This window comes from Streptomyces aurantiaciflavus, assembly GCF_049808595.1.
In the GTDB taxonomy this organism is placed as follows: domain Bacteria; phylum Actinomycetota; class Actinomycetes; order Streptomycetales; family Streptomycetaceae; genus Streptomyces.
In genome coordinates, this window is record NZ_JBNCAQ010000041.1 from 1 (window position 1) to 14,181 (window position 14,181).

The following is a 14,181-nucleotide window of genomic DNA, read 5'->3' on the forward strand; positions in this document are numbered from 1 at the left end:
GTCCCCAAGGCCGAGGCCAGGCAGTCCATGAAGGACTTCAAGTCCGACCAGGAAGTGCGCTGGTGCCCCGGCTGCGGCGACTACGCGATCCTGGCGGCCGTCCAGGGCTTCATGCCCGAGCTCGGACTGGCCAGGGAGAACATCGTCTTCGTCTCCGGCATCGGCTGCTCCTCCCGCTTCCCGTACTACATGAACACCTACGGCATGCACTCCATCCACGGCCGCGCCCCCGCCATCGCCACCGGCCTGGCCGCCTCCCGGCGCGACCTGAGCGTGTGGGTCGTCACCGGCGACGGCGACGCCCTCTCCATCGGCGGCAACCACCTGATCCACGCCCTGCGCCGCAACGTCAACCTCAAGATCCTGCTCTTCAACAACCGCATCTACGGCCTCACCAAGGGCCAGTACTCCCCCACCTCCGAAGTCGGCAAGATCACCAAGTCCACACCGATGGGCTCCCTGGACGCCCCCTTCAACCCGGTGTCACTGGCCCTCGGCGCCGAAGCCTCCTTCGTCGCCCGCACCATCGACTCCGACCGCAAACACCTCACCGAGGTACTGCGCCAGGCCGCCGCCCACCCCGGCACGGCACTCATCGAGATCTACCAGAACTGCAACATCTTCAACGACGGCGCCTTCGACGCCCTCAAGGACAAGCAGTCCGCCCAGGAAGCCGTGATCCGCCTGGAACACGGACAACCGATCCGCTTCGGCAGCGACCTCACCAAGGGCGTGGTACGCGACCGCACGACCGGCGACCTCAAGGCCGTCACCGTCACCCCCGACAACGAAGCCGACATCCTGGTCCACGACGCGCACTGCGCCTCCCCCACCACCGCCTTCGCCCTCTCCCGCCTCGCCGACCCCGACACCCTGCACAACACCCCCATCGGCGTCTTCCGAGCCGTCCAGCGACCGGTCTACGACACACAGATGGCCGACCAACTGGACACCGCGACCGAACAACACGGCAAGGGCGACCTCGCCGCCCTCCTCGCCGGCGGAGACACCTGGACGGTCGTCGGCTGAGACGGACCGACCGACAGACACGGACAGACCGAGCGACACGTACCGACCGGCAGACACCGAGAGACACGTACCGACCGGCAGGCACGAACCGGCGAGGCCCGGGACCGGCGTTCCCGGGCCTCGCCGCATGTCCGGCGGCCTTCTCGCTCGGCGGCCATGCCGCCTCACTTACCTCAACGTTAGTGCCTTACCTCAAAGTGGGTACTTTCGCTTGGTTAGCGCACCTCCTAGGGTTAGTGCCAGTCCCACACCCCCCTAGGGAGTTCTGAACCATGAGCATCGTCGTCACCGGAGCCACCGGACACCTCGGCCGCCACGTGGTCGAGCAGCTGCTGGAGAAGATTCCGGCGGACCAGATCACCGCCGTCGTGCGCGACGAGGCCAAGGCCGCCGACTTCGCGGCCCGCGGCGTGAAGCTCGCGATCGCCGACTACAACGCCCCCGAGACCTTCGACGGCCTCTTCGCCGCCGGGGACAAGGTGCTGCTGATCTCGGGCAACGAGTTCGACAAGGGCCGCCCGCAGCAGCACCAGGTCGTCATCGACGCCGCCAAGGCGGCCGGGGTGGCGCTGCTGGCGTACACCAGTGCCCCGGGCAGCCTGACCGCCGCGCTGGCCGACGACCACCGCGCCACCGAGGAGGCCCTGCGCGCCTCCGGTCTGCCGTACACGCTGCTGCGCAACGGCTGGTACCACGAGAACTACACCGAGAACCTCGGCCCGGTGCTCGAGTACAACGCCGTCGTCCAGGCCGCCGGTGAGGGCCGCGTCTCCTCCGCCTCCCGCGCCGACTACGCGGCCGCCGCCGTCGCCGTGCTGACCGGCGAGGACCACGAGAACAAGACGTACGAGCTCGGCGGCGACGAGGCGTGGAGCTTCGCCGAGTACGCCGCGGAGCTCAGCAAGCAGACCGGCAAGGAGATCGCCTACAACTCCGTCTCCGTCGAGGCCTACACCGAGATCCTTACCGGCGCCGGGCTGCCGGGGCCGCTCGCCGCGACCCTGGCGGGCGTCGACGCCTCCATCGAGAAGGGCGAGCTGGTCGTCAGCAGCGGCGACCTCTCCCGCCTGGCCGGACGCCCGACGACCCCGCTCTCCGAGGCGATCACGGCCGCGCTCAAGGGCTGAGAACCACAGCCGCCCCCCGCGGCCGGCTCCGGCATCGAGGAGCCGCGTTCAAGGGCCGGACTCCCCCCGAGGGCCCTTGAGCGACCCGACCCCCGTCCGTCATGACCGTATAGCGATACGGGCATGACAGGCGGGGGTGCCCGGCGTTACCTTCGACCACGCATGCCCGCAACGTGGGCGAACGGTGAGAAGGAGGAGCCCGTGGCCGGGACGTCGAGGAGTGAGGGCCGGATAGGCCTGCTGAACGGCTTCGCGGCGTACGGGATGTGGGGCCTGGTCCCGCTCTTCTGGCCCCTGCTCAAGCCCGCCGGGGCGGCGGAGATCCTCGCCCACCGCATGGTGTGGTCCCTCGCCTTCGTCGCCGCCGCGCTGATCGTCGTCCGGCGCTGGGCATGGGCGGGTGAGCTGCTGCGGCAGCCACGCCGGCTGGGGCTCGTCGCCGTCGCCGCGGCCGTCATCACGGTCAACTGGGGCGTCTACATCTGGGCCGTGAACAGCGGGCACGTCGTCGAGGCGTCCCTCGGGTACTTCATCAACCCGCTGGTCACCATCGCCATGGGCGTGCTGATCCTGAAGGAGCGGCTGCGGCCCGTGCAGTGGGCGGCGGTCGGCATCGGCTTCGCCGCCGTGCTGGTCCTCACCATCGGATACGGCCGCCCGCCGTGGATCTCCCTCTGTCTCGCCTTCTCCTTCGCCACCTACGGGCTGGTGAAGAAGAAGGTCAACCTGGGCGGGGTCGAGTCGCTGGCCGCCGAGACCGCGATCCAGTTCCTGCCCGCCCTCGGCTACCTGCTGTGGCTGTCCGCCGACGGCGGCTCCACCTTCACGAGCGAGGGTGCCGGACACACCACCCTCCTCGCCTCCACCGGCATCGTCACCGCACTCCCCCTCGTCTGTTTCGGCGCGGCGGCGATCCGCGTCCCGTTGTCCACGCTGGGCCTCCTGCAGTACCTGGCGCCGGTCTTCCAGTTCCTGCTCGGCGTCCTCTACTTCCACGAGGCCATGCCCCCCGAGCGCTGGGCCGGCTTCGCCCTCGTCTGGCTGGCGCTGATCATGCTGACCGCCGACGCGTGGCGCTTCGCGCGGAGGCCGAGGGAACGGGTGAGGGTGCCCGCCGCGGCGAAACCCGACTCGGCTCCCGTGGACGCCTGACGCTCCGGCGTTCGCTTCCGGCGATTCCCTCGGCCACGGGTGTGCGCAGCCGCTAAGAGTGGTCGGCATGACACAGACACCCGCACCCGTGCACTGGAAGCTCGTCCTCGACTGCGCCGACCCGCACGCGCAGGCCGACTTCTGGGCCGCCGCGCTGCACTACGAGGTGGAGGACAACAGCGCCCTCATCGAGCGGCTGCTGGGACTCGGCGCGCTGCCGGGCGCGGCGACGGTGGAGTTCCACGGCCGCCCGGCCTTCCGGGACCTGATCGCCGTACGGCATCCCGAGGATCCGTTCGACGCGGACAGCGGCACCGGGCTGGGGAGGCGGCTGCTGTTCCAGCGGGTGCCCGAGGCGAAGACGGTCAAGAACCGGCTCCATCTCGATCTGCATCCCGGTGACGAGCGGCGCGCGGGCGAGGTGGAGCGGCTGACCGGGCTGGGGGCGAGCGTGCTGCGGGAGGTGAAGGAGCCCTCCGGGACGTGGGTGGTGATGGCGGACCCGGAGGGGAACGAGTTCTGCGTGCACTGAGCAGAGGGCGGGCTGCGCTGTCCGGATGCCCCAACTCCCTGTCCGGATGGCGCTCTTGACGGGGTGTTGGCCACAGCTTCACCATCCAGACACCCCATTCACTGTGGGTTCCCTGTGGCCAACCCACGGGGAGCCCCTCTGGAACTCGGAGCCCCCCACCATGAAGCTCTCCGTTTCCGGGCGGGCGTCGGCGGCCGCCGCCGTCGCGGCCGTCACGCTGCTCGCCACCGGGTCCACAGCCGGTGCGGCGCCCGCCCCCGACCCCGTCGCGATCGCCGCCGCGCCCGACATCCCGGTCGCCAACGTCAAGGCGCACCTGACCGAGCTGCAGTCCATCGCCACCGCCAACGGCGGCAACCGCGCCCATGGCCGCGCCGGCTACAAGGCCTCCCTCGACTATGTGAAGGCCAAGCTGGACGCCGCCGGATTCACCACCACGATCCAGCAGTTCACCGCGTCCGGCCGGGTCGGCTACAACCTGATAGCCGACTGGCCCGGCGGCGACACCAACCGGGTCGTCATGGCCGGCTCGCACCTCGACAGCGTCAGCTCCGGCGCCGGCATCAACGACAACGGCACCGGCTCGGCAGCCGTCCTGGAGGCCGCGCTCACCGTGGCCCGCACCAACTACCAGCCCACCAAGCACCTGCGGTTCGCCTGGTGGGGCGCGGAGGAACTGGGCCTGGTCGGCTCGCGGTACTACGTCAACAACCTGTCCGCCGCGAACCGCGCCCGCATCAGCGGCTACCTCAACTTCGACATGATCGGCTCACCGAACCCCGGCTACTTCGTCTACGACGACGACCCGGCCATCGAGAAGACCTTCAAGGACTACTTCGCCGGCCTCGGCGTCCCGACGGAGATCGAGACCGAGGGCGACGGGCGCTCCGACCACGCGCCCTTCAAGAGCGCGGGCGTCCCGGTCGGCGGTCTGTTCACCGGGGCCAGCCGCGCCAAGACGGCGGCGCAGGCGGCCAAGTGGGGCGGTACGTCCGGGCAGGCCTTCGACCGCTGCTACCACTCGTCCTGCGACACCACCGCCAACGTCAACGACACGGCCCTGAACCGCAACGCGGACGCGCTCGCGCACGCGGTGTGGACACTGTCGCAGTAGCCGCCGGCGGGCGTCCGGGCCTCAACCCCGCTGCCCCGCACCGGCTTTGCGGGCCCGCTCGGCCAGTCGGGTCATCCGGGCGCGCGCCGACTCCAGCTGCTCGACGTCGTCGGCCGCCGGCCCGTCCTCGGCAGCCAACTCCGTCCACAGGCCGAGGAGTTCGGTCCCGAGGTTGAGTCCCTGGAAGGGGTCGCGCACGGCACGCCAGGCCGCCGCCGCGCTCTGGACATTGCCGTACGCGGCCTCCGCGTCGCGGGCGCGGCGGTGGATGCGGGCCAGGCCGAGGGAGACATGGAAGGAGCGGAGCGGGTCACCGGCCAAGTAGGCGATGTACGCGGTGAGTTCGCGCAGCCGGAGCACCTCCGAGTGCTCCGGCCCCAGCGTTCCCGAGGCCTCCGTCACGGTCCGCTCCGCGAGCGCCGCCGCCGTCTCTATCCGGCCCGCGCGCACGGCCTCGTTGATCCGCGCCATCGGTTCCCCGAGGAGCGCGGGGCCGCCGTCCTCACCGGGGAGACCGCGGGGGTCGTCCCCGAGCACGGCCTCCGCGACGGCGTCGAAGCCACGGGCGGGGGTGGGCTTGGGATCGGGATCGAGGCCGAGTCCGGGGTCGGCCTCCGGAGCGAGGAGGGGGGCCGGCTCGGGGGCGGGGGCGGGGATCGGCTCGGGGGCGGGGACGGGGATCGGCTCGGGGTGCGGGGTGCGGCGGGAGTCCGGGGCAGGCGGCGCGTCCATCGTGGGAGGCGGACCGAAGACACCCGTCGGAGCGCTGACCGTGCCGAGAGCCGGGATGTCGGAGACCCGGACGTCGGCGGCCTGGATGTCGGAGACCGGGATGTCGGCGGCCTGGATGTCGGCGGCCGGGACGCCGTCCTGTGGCTCCGGCACCACGCGCAACGGGAAGGTGGGAGCCGGTTCCCTCACCGGTTCCGGCGCCGGAGTCGACGCCGGTGCCGCCTCCGGCGTCGGTGTCGACGCCGATTCCGGCACGGTGCGCAGGAGGTGCGTGCCCTTGTCCCGCTGCGGCTGCGGCTGCGGCTGCGGCTGCGGCTGCGGGGACGGTTCCTGAACGGGAGCGGCCGAAGGGGCCGGGCCGGAAGGAGCCGGCGCGACAGCAGAGGCGGCGGGACCGGCCTCCCTCGGGGGAGCCACCCGCAGCGGCTCCCCCGTGAAGTGGCTGGAGCCGTCCGGGTCGACGCGCAGCGGAACGACGTACCCGATGCGCTCGTCGTGGACGGTGGCGACGATCGGGTGACCCGTGGCGAGGGCGATGCGGTGCAGGTGGCCCAGGACGGCGTGCTGGATCTCCTGGCCGTCGGCCGGGACGACGGGCACTCCGCCGATCGTCGCCGTCCCGCCTCCGGGGACGTGCACGTCGAGCGGCGCCATCACGGCGGCCGGCCGCCCGGACTGCTGCGGTTCCCGCTTCTTCTCGCGGCTCAGTCGCGACATCGGTTTCCTCACTCGAACGCTCATCACCCGTGCACGCACACGTACACGTACTGTTGAGTCTCTCCGCTCGCTCCCGGTCCTCACGTCACCACGACGTCACAGCCTCGTTCCAAGGAGCGGCCGTCACGGCCGGTGGGCGCGGGGGCGCCGAGGTCGAGGAGAGGTACGGATCATGCGGACGACGGGCGGGCAGCGCGGGCCGGAGATCTGGATCCGCGGACCGGTGGCCACCCAGGAGCCGGTACCGGGACCAGGCGCGGGGGCAGGACCGTACGAGTCCGTCGCCGTCTCCGCCGCCACTCCCCGGCGTTTCTCCTGGCTCGCCACGCACGGCGGCGCAGGCGCCTCCACGCTCGCCGCCGTCTACGGCGGCCACGACTGCGGACGCGACTGGCCCGGCCCTGACGCCCCCTCGTCCGTCCTGCTCGTCGCCCGGACCCACGCGACCGGCCTGGAGTCCGTCCTGCGGACCCTGGAACTCTTCCGCCGCGGCGAGGCCCCGCCCGGCCTCGACCTGGAGGCGGTCGTCCTGGTCGCGGACGCCCCGGGGCGGCTGCCCCGCCCCCTCGCCCATCGCATTCACCTGATCGAGTCAGTCATCGACGTGTACCGCGTCCCCTGGGTCCCCTCCTGGCGCCTCGGCGACCTCTCCGGCACCCCACCCCGTGAAACGGGCCCCCTGTCCCGCCTGACGGATACGCCGACCCGGCGGGCGCGCTGAGCCCGCGGGAGTGGGAGGGATCGGCCGACGGCACCGACGGGGCCCGTGCCGGGCGGACCGGCGGAGCCGCTCCACGCGGTCGTGGGCCGGCCGGAGCCGAGCCAGAAGTGTCGGCCCCGGGAAGTGGCATCGCGCGGAGTCGGGCGTGGGCCGGGGCGGCGTCGGCGGGGTCGCCGCCGGCGGCTGCCGTCGAGATCGCCGCCGCGGTGCGGGAGGGGCGGTTGCGGGCCGGTGAGGTCGTCGGCGGGGCGCTGGAGCGGATTCGGCGGGCCGACCGGGAGTTGTGCGCGTTCGTCGAGGTGTGGGAGGAGGAGGCCATGGCGTGGGCGGCGGAGGTCGACGGGCGGGTCGCCGCGGGTGAGTGCTTGCCGCTGGCCGGGGTGCCGATCGGGGTGAAGGGACGGCGCGGGCTGCGGGCGGCGGGACCGTTGATCGACGCCGGGTGCGTGCCGGTGGGCAGGACCGCCGTGCCCGGCCGCGGAACTCCCTGGCAGACCTGGGGACTCGGCGCCCATGGCCGCACCGTCAACCCCTGGCGCGCCGACCGCACTCCGGGCGGTTCCTCGGCCGGTTCCGCGGTGGCGGTCGCGGCCGGCCTGGTCCCGCTCGCGACCGGCAGCGACGGGGCGGGCTCGGTGCGGATCCCGGCGGCCTGGTGCGGGATCGTCGGCCTGAAGGTGACGGGGGGCCGGTTTCCGTCGGCCGACCGTACGGGACTGGCGGCGCCGGGCGTACTCACGCGGTACGCGGCGGACGCGGAGGCGTACTGGCGGGTGATGGCGGGGACGGTCGCCGCCGACATGACCGGATCACTCGCCGATGCGCCCCGTCCCCTCACCGCCGTCTTCTCCCCCGACCTCGGCTTCGCCGACCCCGACCCGGAGCCCCTGGCGCTCGCCCGGGCCGCCGTCGGGCGTCTCGTGGACGCCGGTGCCGTACGGCTGCTGCGGGACGAGGCGCCGTTGCGGCTGGAGGATCCCGCACCCGCCTGGCTCGCGCTTCGCGCGCCGGGGGCCGCGCCCGATGCGCGCCTGCGGGGTGTCAACGACCGGCGGCTGGCTCATCTCTTCGCGCGGGCCGACCTGCTGCTGACGCCTACGACCCCTCATCCCCCGCACGGCCACGAAGGGCCCGGCGAGCGCTACTCGACGGCGCTCACCTGGGCGTTCAACCTCAGCGGGCACCCGGCGATCAGCATCCCGGCGGGGGTCGGCGCGGACGGCTGCCCGGCGGGACTTCAGGTGGTGGCGGCGCACGGAAGGGAAGCACTTCTGCCGGCCGTCGCGGCGGCCGCGGAGGCGGAGACCGGGGTCCTCGTGCCCCCTGGCGCGGCCCTCTGACGCGGACCACTGACCCGGGCCCCTGGGCGAACCTCTGGGCGGACCCCTGGCGCGAGTAGTTGCACACACATATAATGCACGTGCGTTCTATCGTCGTACGCCGATATTCCTGGGGGATCGAGCCATGACCATCCGACGTTTCCTGTTCGTGCTGGGCAGCAGCCGCAGTGAGGGCAACACCGAGCTGCTGGCCCGCGAGGCCGCCGAGCAACTGCCCGCCCACGTCGAGCAGGAGTGGATCAGCCTCGCCGATCACCCACTGCCCGACTTCGAGGACCTGCGCCACGACAGCGACCACGTCCGCCCCACCGAGGGCAACGCGGCCCTGTTGCTCGACGCCACGCTCGAGGCGACGGACATCGTGATCGCCTCGCCGCTGTACTGGTACACGCTCTCCGCCCACACCAAGCGCTACCTGGACCACTGGTCGGGGTGGCTGCGCACGCCCGGCCTCGACTTCAAGGCGACGCTCGCCGGGCGCACCCTGTGGGGCGTGGCCGCGCTCGCGCACGACGAGGAGGTGGTCGCCGACCCGCTGGTCGGCGCGCTGCACAACTCGGCCGCGTACATGGGGATGCGGTTCGGCGGGGTGCTGCTCGGCAATGGCAGCAAGCCGGGTGACGTGCTGAGGGACACGGAGGCGCTGGCGCGCGCGAAGACGTTCTTCGCCCAGGAGGCGCCCCTCGCGCGCTTCCCCTACGAGACCGATTGACCCGGCCCCTTTCCCCTGCCCCTGCTCCTGCCGGCTACGCGGTGATGTCCTTCGCCGTGAACCGCGCCCAGGCCGCAGAGCCGAAGACGGCCACGTAGAGGGCCTGCAGGCCGAGGTTCTTCCGCAGTTCCTCCCAGTAGACCGGGTCGCGCATCAGGTCGGCGAAGGACAGCCAGTAGTGGGAGAACAGGTACGGCTGGATCGCGTGCAGTTGCGGGATCTGGTCGAGGATCTGCACGGTGGTGAGCAGGCCGACGGTCGTCGCCATCGCCGCGATGCCGCTGTTGGTGAGCGTGGAGACGAACAGCCCGAGCGCGGCCACGCCGAGCAGGGACGCGGCGACGACCAGGGCGATCAGCAGGGCTCTGACCAGGCCGTCGGCGAAGCTGATCCGGGTGCCGGAAATGGTGGTGAGGTCGCCGAGCGGGAACAGCAGCGCGCCGACCGCCAGCGCCGAGACCGCGACGACGAGGGTGGCGAGCAGGCAGAAGGCCACGGTCGTCGCGTACTTGGCGAGCAGGAGGCGGGTGCGGCCGGCGGGGGCGACCAGGAGGTAGCGCAGGGTGCCGGCGTTGGCCTCACCGGCGACCGCGTCGCCCGCGATGACGCCGACGGCCATCGGCAGGAAGAACGGGAGCGTCGCCGCCAACGCCGTGAACACGAGGAACAGGCCGTTGTTGGTGATCTGCGCCATGAACGCCGGCCCCTCGCCGCCGCCACCCCTCGGACCGGCCGTGGAGCCGTCGCCGGTCTCGATCTTCACGGCGATCCCGACGAGGATCGGCACGGCGGCCAGCACACCCAGCAGGGCGAGGGTGCGCCAGCGCCGGAGGGTGGTGACGAACTCGCTGCGGAAGAGGCCGAGGGTCCACAGGGGAGAGGGCTTGGCGACGGCGGTGCTCTCCGCTTTCCCGAGGTCAGCCTGCGACATCGAACCCCTCCCCCGTGAGTGCCACGAACGCGTCCTCCAGGGAGGCCCGTGCCATGCCGAAGCCGCGTACGCGGACGCCTGCCGTCACCAACGCGGCGTTGAGGTCGGCCAGTTCGCGGTCGCCGGGCTCGCCGGTGACCCGGTCCTCGGAGAGGACGACGTCGCCGACGCCCTGCTCCTTCAGCACACGGGCCGCGTCCGCCGGGTCCGGCGTGGTCACGACGAGCCGGCCGCGTGCCCGGGCGGCCAGGTCGGCCACCGGGCCCTGGGTGAGGAGGCGGCCGCGTGCCATCACGGCCGCGTGCGTGCACACCTGCTCGATCTCGTCGAGGAGGTGGGAGGAGAGGAAGACGGTGGTGCCGTCGGCGGCCAGTTCCCGCACGAGGACACGGATTTCGCGCATGCCCTGCGGGTCGAGTCCGTTGGTCGGCTCGTCGAGGACGAGCAGGCGGCGGGGCTGGAGAAGGGCGGCGGCGAGGCCGAGGCGCTGCTTCATGCCTAGCGAGTACGCCTTCGCCTTCTTCCCGGCCGCGGCCGTCAGCCCGACCCGCTCCAGCGCCTCCGCGACGCGGGCACGCCGGGTGCGCGGGTCGGCGGTCGGGTCGGCGGCGTCGTAGCGCAGGAGGTTGTCGCGGCCGGAGAGGAAGCCGTAGAGGGCGGGGCCCTCGATGAGGGCGCCGACGTGCGGCAGGACGGCGCGGGAGGCGTGCGGCATGGGCCGCCCCAGCACCCGCGCCGTGCCGGAGGTGGGCTCGATGAGGCCCATCAGCATGCGGATCGTGGTGGTCTTGCCGGAGCCGTTCGGACCGAGGAAGCCGAAGACGCTGCCCGCCGGGACGGCCAGGTCGAGGCCGTCGACGGCGAGCTGTCCGCCGCGGTAGCGCTTGGTGAGGGCGCGGGTGTGGATGACGGTGTCGGTCGCGTCACCCGCACCCGCCGCCCCGGGCGCCGCCTCCGCCGCGTCGTCGTCCATCGGCTCCCCCGATCGTCGGTTCACGTCAGGGTACTTACTGCCCCGAGTTCGCCGCCTTCACCAGGGCGTCCTTGGTGACGGCGCCGGCGTAGACCTTGCCGTCGTCCGTGACCAGGGCGTTGATCAGGCGGGTGGAGAAGACGGTGCCGGAGCCGAACTTGCCGCTGACCTTGTCGCCGAAGGAGTCCAGGAAGCCGCCGAGAGCGCCCGCGTCGGGGATGTCGGAGGAGGAGGGGACGCCTTCGCCGCCGGTGTCGAAGGTGGCGATGGAGGTCCAGCCCTCACCGAGGACCTTGAGGCCGGCGAGGTCCCGGTCGAAGTCCTCCTCGGGGAGCTTGCCGGAGTGCTCGGGCGCCTCGGCCGCGTCACCGGCGTCCCCCTCGGTGACCTTCGCGCCCTTGGGCGGGGTGAAGTCGAAGGTGGAGGCGGCCGGCTTGGCGAAGCCGACCTGGGTGAAACCGGCGTCGACGACGGCGGCGCCGCCGCTCGCCGGGGTCAGCGTGAACTTCAGCGGCAGCCCGGTCTCGGCGTCGACGGCCACGCTGATCGCACCGACGGTCGACCCCGACTGCTTGGGCTCGACCAGCAGCTTGTAGGCGTCCCGGCCGGCGACCTGGACGGTGCCGTCGACGGTGACGGAGGTGGTGTCGTCCACGGCCTTCAGGGCTTCTTCGGTGAGCTCCTTGGGCGTGGCGGGGACGGGCGTCTCGGAGCCCTTCGCGTCCTCACCCGCGGGGGCGGTGGAGTGGTACACCTCGTTGGAGGCGCTGTCGTAGCCCCATACGTCCTTGCCGTTGTGGATGACGCTGTACTCGGCGGCGTTCTCCAGCAGGGACAGCTTCTGCTTGTCCGGGCCGTCGGCGGCCACGCGCAGGGTGTGCGTGCCGGAGGCGAGTTCGGTGAGCTTGGCGGAGGGGTCGGCGGAAGAGCCGTCGCCCTCACCCCCCGTGGCCCCGGAGAGCAGCCCGCTCTCCAGCCCGCCCAGGTCGGGCAGGCCCAGGTCGGTGGTGATCTTCACGGTGCCGGAGAGCTGCTGTACGTCCGACGCGGCTATCTTCTCGATGAGCTGCTGTGCGCTGATCTTCGGCAGGTCGGGGTCGCCCGAGTCGGCGATCGCCGGGACGAGCCCGATCGTCGCCGCCGCGACTCCCGCAACGGTGACCGGAACGACGTACCGCATGGCCTTGCGGCGCCCGACGCGCAGGTCGTCGGCCTCCCCGGCGTGCGTGCTGTCGTCGGATGCGTACGGTGCCATGTGTGCCTTACCTCCGTCGTCGGCGGCGGCTGTCATCTCGCGAACGTCCCTACTTCAAGCCGCCATTCTCACCCGAATCGGTGAGGAGTGGTGTTTTCCGTGGTTTCCATCTGACCAAATCAACCGACCCCATTCGTCAGCCCCGGGACCCAACTCCGTGTACGCCTGCGGTATGACACGGGGTGGCGGTGGCTGGGGGTGACCCGTAGGGGGTGGGGTAGGGAGCCGGGCCGGCGCGGCTGGTTGGGGTGGGTCGGGCTGGTTGGACTGGTCGGGCTGGTTGGACTGGCCGAGGTTCCCGCAGGGCGCGACTGACCGGGGAGGGAGAGGGCTCAGCTGGGGGGTTGAGGCTGTGCGCCTGCCGGCGGGTGGCACGGGACTGTCACATCGTGCGGGGCCGAAGACGGGGACGACGGGCCGACGCCTGCGCGCACGCTGATCGGTCCCGCGTCGCAGGGGGCGGAGCGTCGGCGGGGTGCGGGGGACGAAGTCTCCACAGGGACCGGGGCGAAGCCCCCACAGGGTCCGGGCCGAAGCCCCCGCAGGGTCCGACAGGGGTGCAGGGGACGAAGTCCCCGCAGGGGTGCAGGGGACGAAGTCCCCGCGGGGTCCGGGGCGGAGCCCCGGGGCTGTTCGAGGGCCACCCCTCGAGAAACCGAGTCGGGCGGGCGGGTGGGCAAACCCCCCGGCGGGGTCCGGGGCGCAGCCCCCGGGGCTGTTCGAGGGCCACCCCTCGAGAAACCGAGTCGGGCGGGCGGGTGGGCGAACTCACCCCGCCCGATGAACCACCGCATCGCACAACTCCATCAGCGCAACCTTCGCATCACACTCCCGCAAGGGAGCCAACGCAGCCCGCGCCTCCTTCGCATACCGCACGGTGTCCGCCCGAGCCTGCTCCAGCGCCGGGTGCGCCCGCAGCGCGGCCAGCGCCTCCGCGTGCCGAGCGTCGTCGCTCAGGTCGGAGTCCAGCAGCTCGCACAGCGCGACGTCCTCCGGCAGGGCCAGCCGTGCCGCCCGCTCCCGCAGCCGCAGCACCGGCAGCGTGGGAATGCCCTCGCGCAGATCCGTCCCCGGCGTCTTCCCCGACTCGTGCGAGTCCGACGCGATGTCCAGCACGTCGTCCGCGAGCTGGAAGGCGACCCCGAGCCGCTCCCCGTACTGGGTCAGCACGTCCACGACCGTGTCGTCGGCGCCCGACATCATCGCCCCGAAGCGGCAGGACACCGCCACCAGCGACCCGGTCTTCCCGCCCAGCACGTCGAGGTAGTGCTCGACCGGATCCCGCCCGTCCTGCGGCCCGGCCGTCTCCAGGATCTGTCCGGTGACCAGCCGCTCGAACGCCTCCGCCTGCACCCGCACCGCCTCGGGCCCGAGGTCGGCGAGGATGTGCGAGGCCCGGGCGAACAGGAAGTCGCCGGTCAGGACGGCGACCGAGTTCCCCCAGCGGGTGTTCGCGCTGGGCACCCCCCGCCGTACCGTCGCCTCGTCCATCACGTCGTCGTGGTACAGCGTGGCGAGGTGGGTGAGCTCCACCACCACGGCCGACGGCACCACGCCCGGCGCGTACGGATCACCGAACTGCGCCGCGAGCATCACGAGCAGCGGCCGGAACCGCTTCCCGCCGGCCCGCACCAGATGCTGCGCGGCCCCCGTGATGAACGGAACCTCACTCTTGGTGGCCTCGAGCAAGCCTTCCTCGACAGCCGCCAATCCGGCCTGGACATCGGCTTCCAGAGCCTGGTCCCGCACGCTCAGCCCGAACGGCCCGACGACGGTCACGAGGAGTCTCCTGTCTGCTGGTGTCTACTGGCGCTTTACACGGTTTGTCGATAGGTCGCTGCCATCA

General features: G+C 72.3%; 13 protein-coding genes. 8 read left to right on the forward strand and 5 right to left on the reverse strand.

Translation table 11 applies throughout. The features are described from left to right. The 5 genes from ACPT94_RS35450 to ACPT94_RS35470 form a co-directional block, all read left to right on the forward strand. A partial coding sequence (locus tag ACPT94_RS35450; RefSeq protein ID WP_425247736.1) for a 2-oxoacid:ferredoxin oxidoreductase subunit beta occupies positions 1 to 1,029 on the forward strand: 1,029 nt, incomplete at its 5' end. 272 nt (positions 1,030 to 1,301) lie between these two features. Further along, the gene (locus tag ACPT94_RS35455; RefSeq protein WP_360338646.1) at positions 1,302 to 2,156 is read left to right on the forward strand and encodes an SDR family oxidoreductase; all 855 of its coding nucleotides are present in this window, start codon (positions 1,302 to 1,304) and stop codon (positions 2,154 to 2,156) included. Positions 2,157 to 2,357: 201 nt separating this feature from the next. Beyond that, complete coding sequence (gene rarD, locus ACPT94_RS35460; protein WP_360338667.1) at positions 2,358 to 3,308, forward strand: EamA family transporter RarD; 951 nt, start codon at positions 2,358 to 2,360, stop codon at positions 3,306 to 3,308. Between the two features lie 67 nt (positions 3,309 to 3,375). After that, positions 3,376 to 3,840, forward strand: coding sequence for a VOC family protein (locus ACPT94_RS35465; protein ID WP_360338643.1), 465 nt, complete (start codon positions 3,376 to 3,378; stop codon positions 3,838 to 3,840). Between the two features lie 160 nt (positions 3,841 to 4,000). Next, a complete protein-coding gene (locus ACPT94_RS35470; protein ID WP_425247737.1) occupies positions 4,001 to 4,954 on the forward strand; it encodes a M28 family metallopeptidase in 954 nt (317 codons plus the stop codon). 21 nt (positions 4,955 to 4,975) lie between these two features. On the opposite strand, the gene ACPT94_RS35475 is transcribed toward ACPT94_RS35470, so the two are convergent. Next, complete coding sequence (locus ACPT94_RS35475) at positions 4,976 to 6,403, reverse strand: tetratricopeptide repeat protein (RefSeq protein WP_425247738.1); 1,428 nt, start codon at positions 6,401 to 6,403, stop codon at positions 4,976 to 4,978. Positions 6,404 to 6,575: 172 nt separating this feature from the next. Here ACPT94_RS35475 and ACPT94_RS35480 point away from each other — a divergent pair, with 172 nt between their 5' ends. The 3 genes from ACPT94_RS35480 (at position 6,576) to ACPT94_RS35490 (ending at position 9,176) form a co-directional block, all read left to right on the forward strand. Then, the gene (locus ACPT94_RS35480; RefSeq protein WP_425247739.1) at positions 6,576 to 7,124 is read left to right on the forward strand and encodes a DUF6668 family protein; all 549 of its coding nucleotides are present in this window, start codon (positions 6,576 to 6,578) and stop codon (positions 7,122 to 7,124) included. 128 nt (positions 7,125 to 7,252) lie between these two features. Then, positions 7,253 to 8,464, forward strand: coding sequence for an amidase family protein (locus tag ACPT94_RS35485; RefSeq protein ID WP_425247769.1), 1,212 nt, complete (start codon positions 7,253 to 7,255; stop codon positions 8,462 to 8,464). A 124-nt stretch (positions 8,465 to 8,588) separates the two neighbouring features. Then, positions 8,589 to 9,176: a flavodoxin family protein gene (locus tag ACPT94_RS35490; RefSeq protein ID WP_425247740.1), complete on the forward strand. Its 588-nt coding sequence runs from the start codon at positions 8,589 to 8,591 to the stop codon at positions 9,174 to 9,176. A 34-nt stretch (positions 9,177 to 9,210) separates the two neighbouring features. Here ACPT94_RS35490 and ACPT94_RS35495 read toward each other — a convergent pair whose 3' ends face one another. The 4 genes from ACPT94_RS35495 to ACPT94_RS35510 all read right to left on the reverse strand — a co-directional run bounded on the left by ACPT94_RS35495 (position 9,211) and on the right by ACPT94_RS35510 (position 14,114). After that, positions 9,211 to 10,107 carry an ABC transporter permease gene (locus ACPT94_RS35495; protein ID WP_360338628.1) on the reverse strand — a complete coding sequence of 299 codons (897 nt, stop codon included), beginning with the start codon at positions 10,105 to 10,107 and terminating at the stop codon, positions 9,211 to 9,213. After that, entirely contained in the window at positions 10,094 to 11,080 is a 987-nt protein-coding gene (locus ACPT94_RS35500) for an ABC transporter ATP-binding protein (protein WP_360338661.1), read from the reverse strand. The genes ACPT94_RS35495 and ACPT94_RS35500 overlap by 14 nt, the downstream gene beginning before the upstream one ends. Before the next feature lie 34 nt (positions 11,081 to 11,114). After that, the gene (locus ACPT94_RS35505; protein ID WP_360338625.1) at positions 11,115 to 12,335 is read right to left on the reverse strand and encodes a LolA family protein; all 1,221 of its coding nucleotides are present in this window, start codon (positions 12,333 to 12,335) and stop codon (positions 11,115 to 11,117) included. A gap of 768 nt (positions 12,336 to 13,103) precedes the next feature. After that, complete coding sequence (locus tag ACPT94_RS35510) at positions 13,104 to 14,114, reverse strand: polyprenyl synthetase family protein (protein WP_360338622.1); 1,011 nt, start codon at positions 14,112 to 14,114, stop codon at positions 13,104 to 13,106. Positions 14,115 to 14,181: the final 67 nt, after the last annotated feature.

What these genes read in the sequence shown, in the direction of transcription:
- ACPT94_RS35455 (WP_360338646.1), top strand. Translation starts at nt 1,302, where the DNA reads ATGAGCATCGTCGTCACCGGAGCCACCGGACACCTCGGCCGCCACGTG.
- ACPT94_RS35465 (WP_360338643.1), top strand. Translation starts at nt 3,376, where the DNA reads ATGACACAGACACCCGCACCCGTGCACTGGAAGCTCGTCCTCGACTGC.
- ACPT94_RS35470 (WP_425247737.1), top strand. Translation starts at nt 4,001, where the DNA reads ATGAAGCTCTCCGTTTCCGGGCGGGCGTCGGCGGCCGCCGCCGTCGCG.
- ACPT94_RS35475 (WP_425247738.1), bottom strand. Translation starts at nt 6,403, where the DNA reads ATGTCGCGACTGAGCCGCGAGAAGAAGCGGGAACCGCAGCAGTCCGGG.
- ACPT94_RS35480 (WP_425247739.1), top strand. Translation starts at nt 6,576, where the DNA reads ATGCGGACGACGGGCGGGCAGCGCGGGCCGGAGATCTGGATCCGCGGA.
- ACPT94_RS35490 (WP_425247740.1), top strand. Translation starts at nt 8,589, where the DNA reads ATGACCATCCGACGTTTCCTGTTCGTGCTGGGCAGCAGCCGCAGTGAG.
- ACPT94_RS35495 (WP_360338628.1), bottom strand. Translation starts at nt 10,107, where the DNA reads ATGTCGCAGGCTGACCTCGGGAAAGCGGAGAGCACCGCCGTCGCCAAG.
- ACPT94_RS35500 (WP_360338661.1), bottom strand. Translation starts at nt 11,080, where the DNA reads ATGGACGACGACGCGGCGGAGGCGGCGCCCGGGGCGGCGGGTGCGGGT.
- ACPT94_RS35505 (WP_360338625.1), bottom strand. Translation starts at nt 12,335, where the DNA reads ATGGCACCGTACGCATCCGACGACAGCACGCACGCCGGGGAGGCCGAC.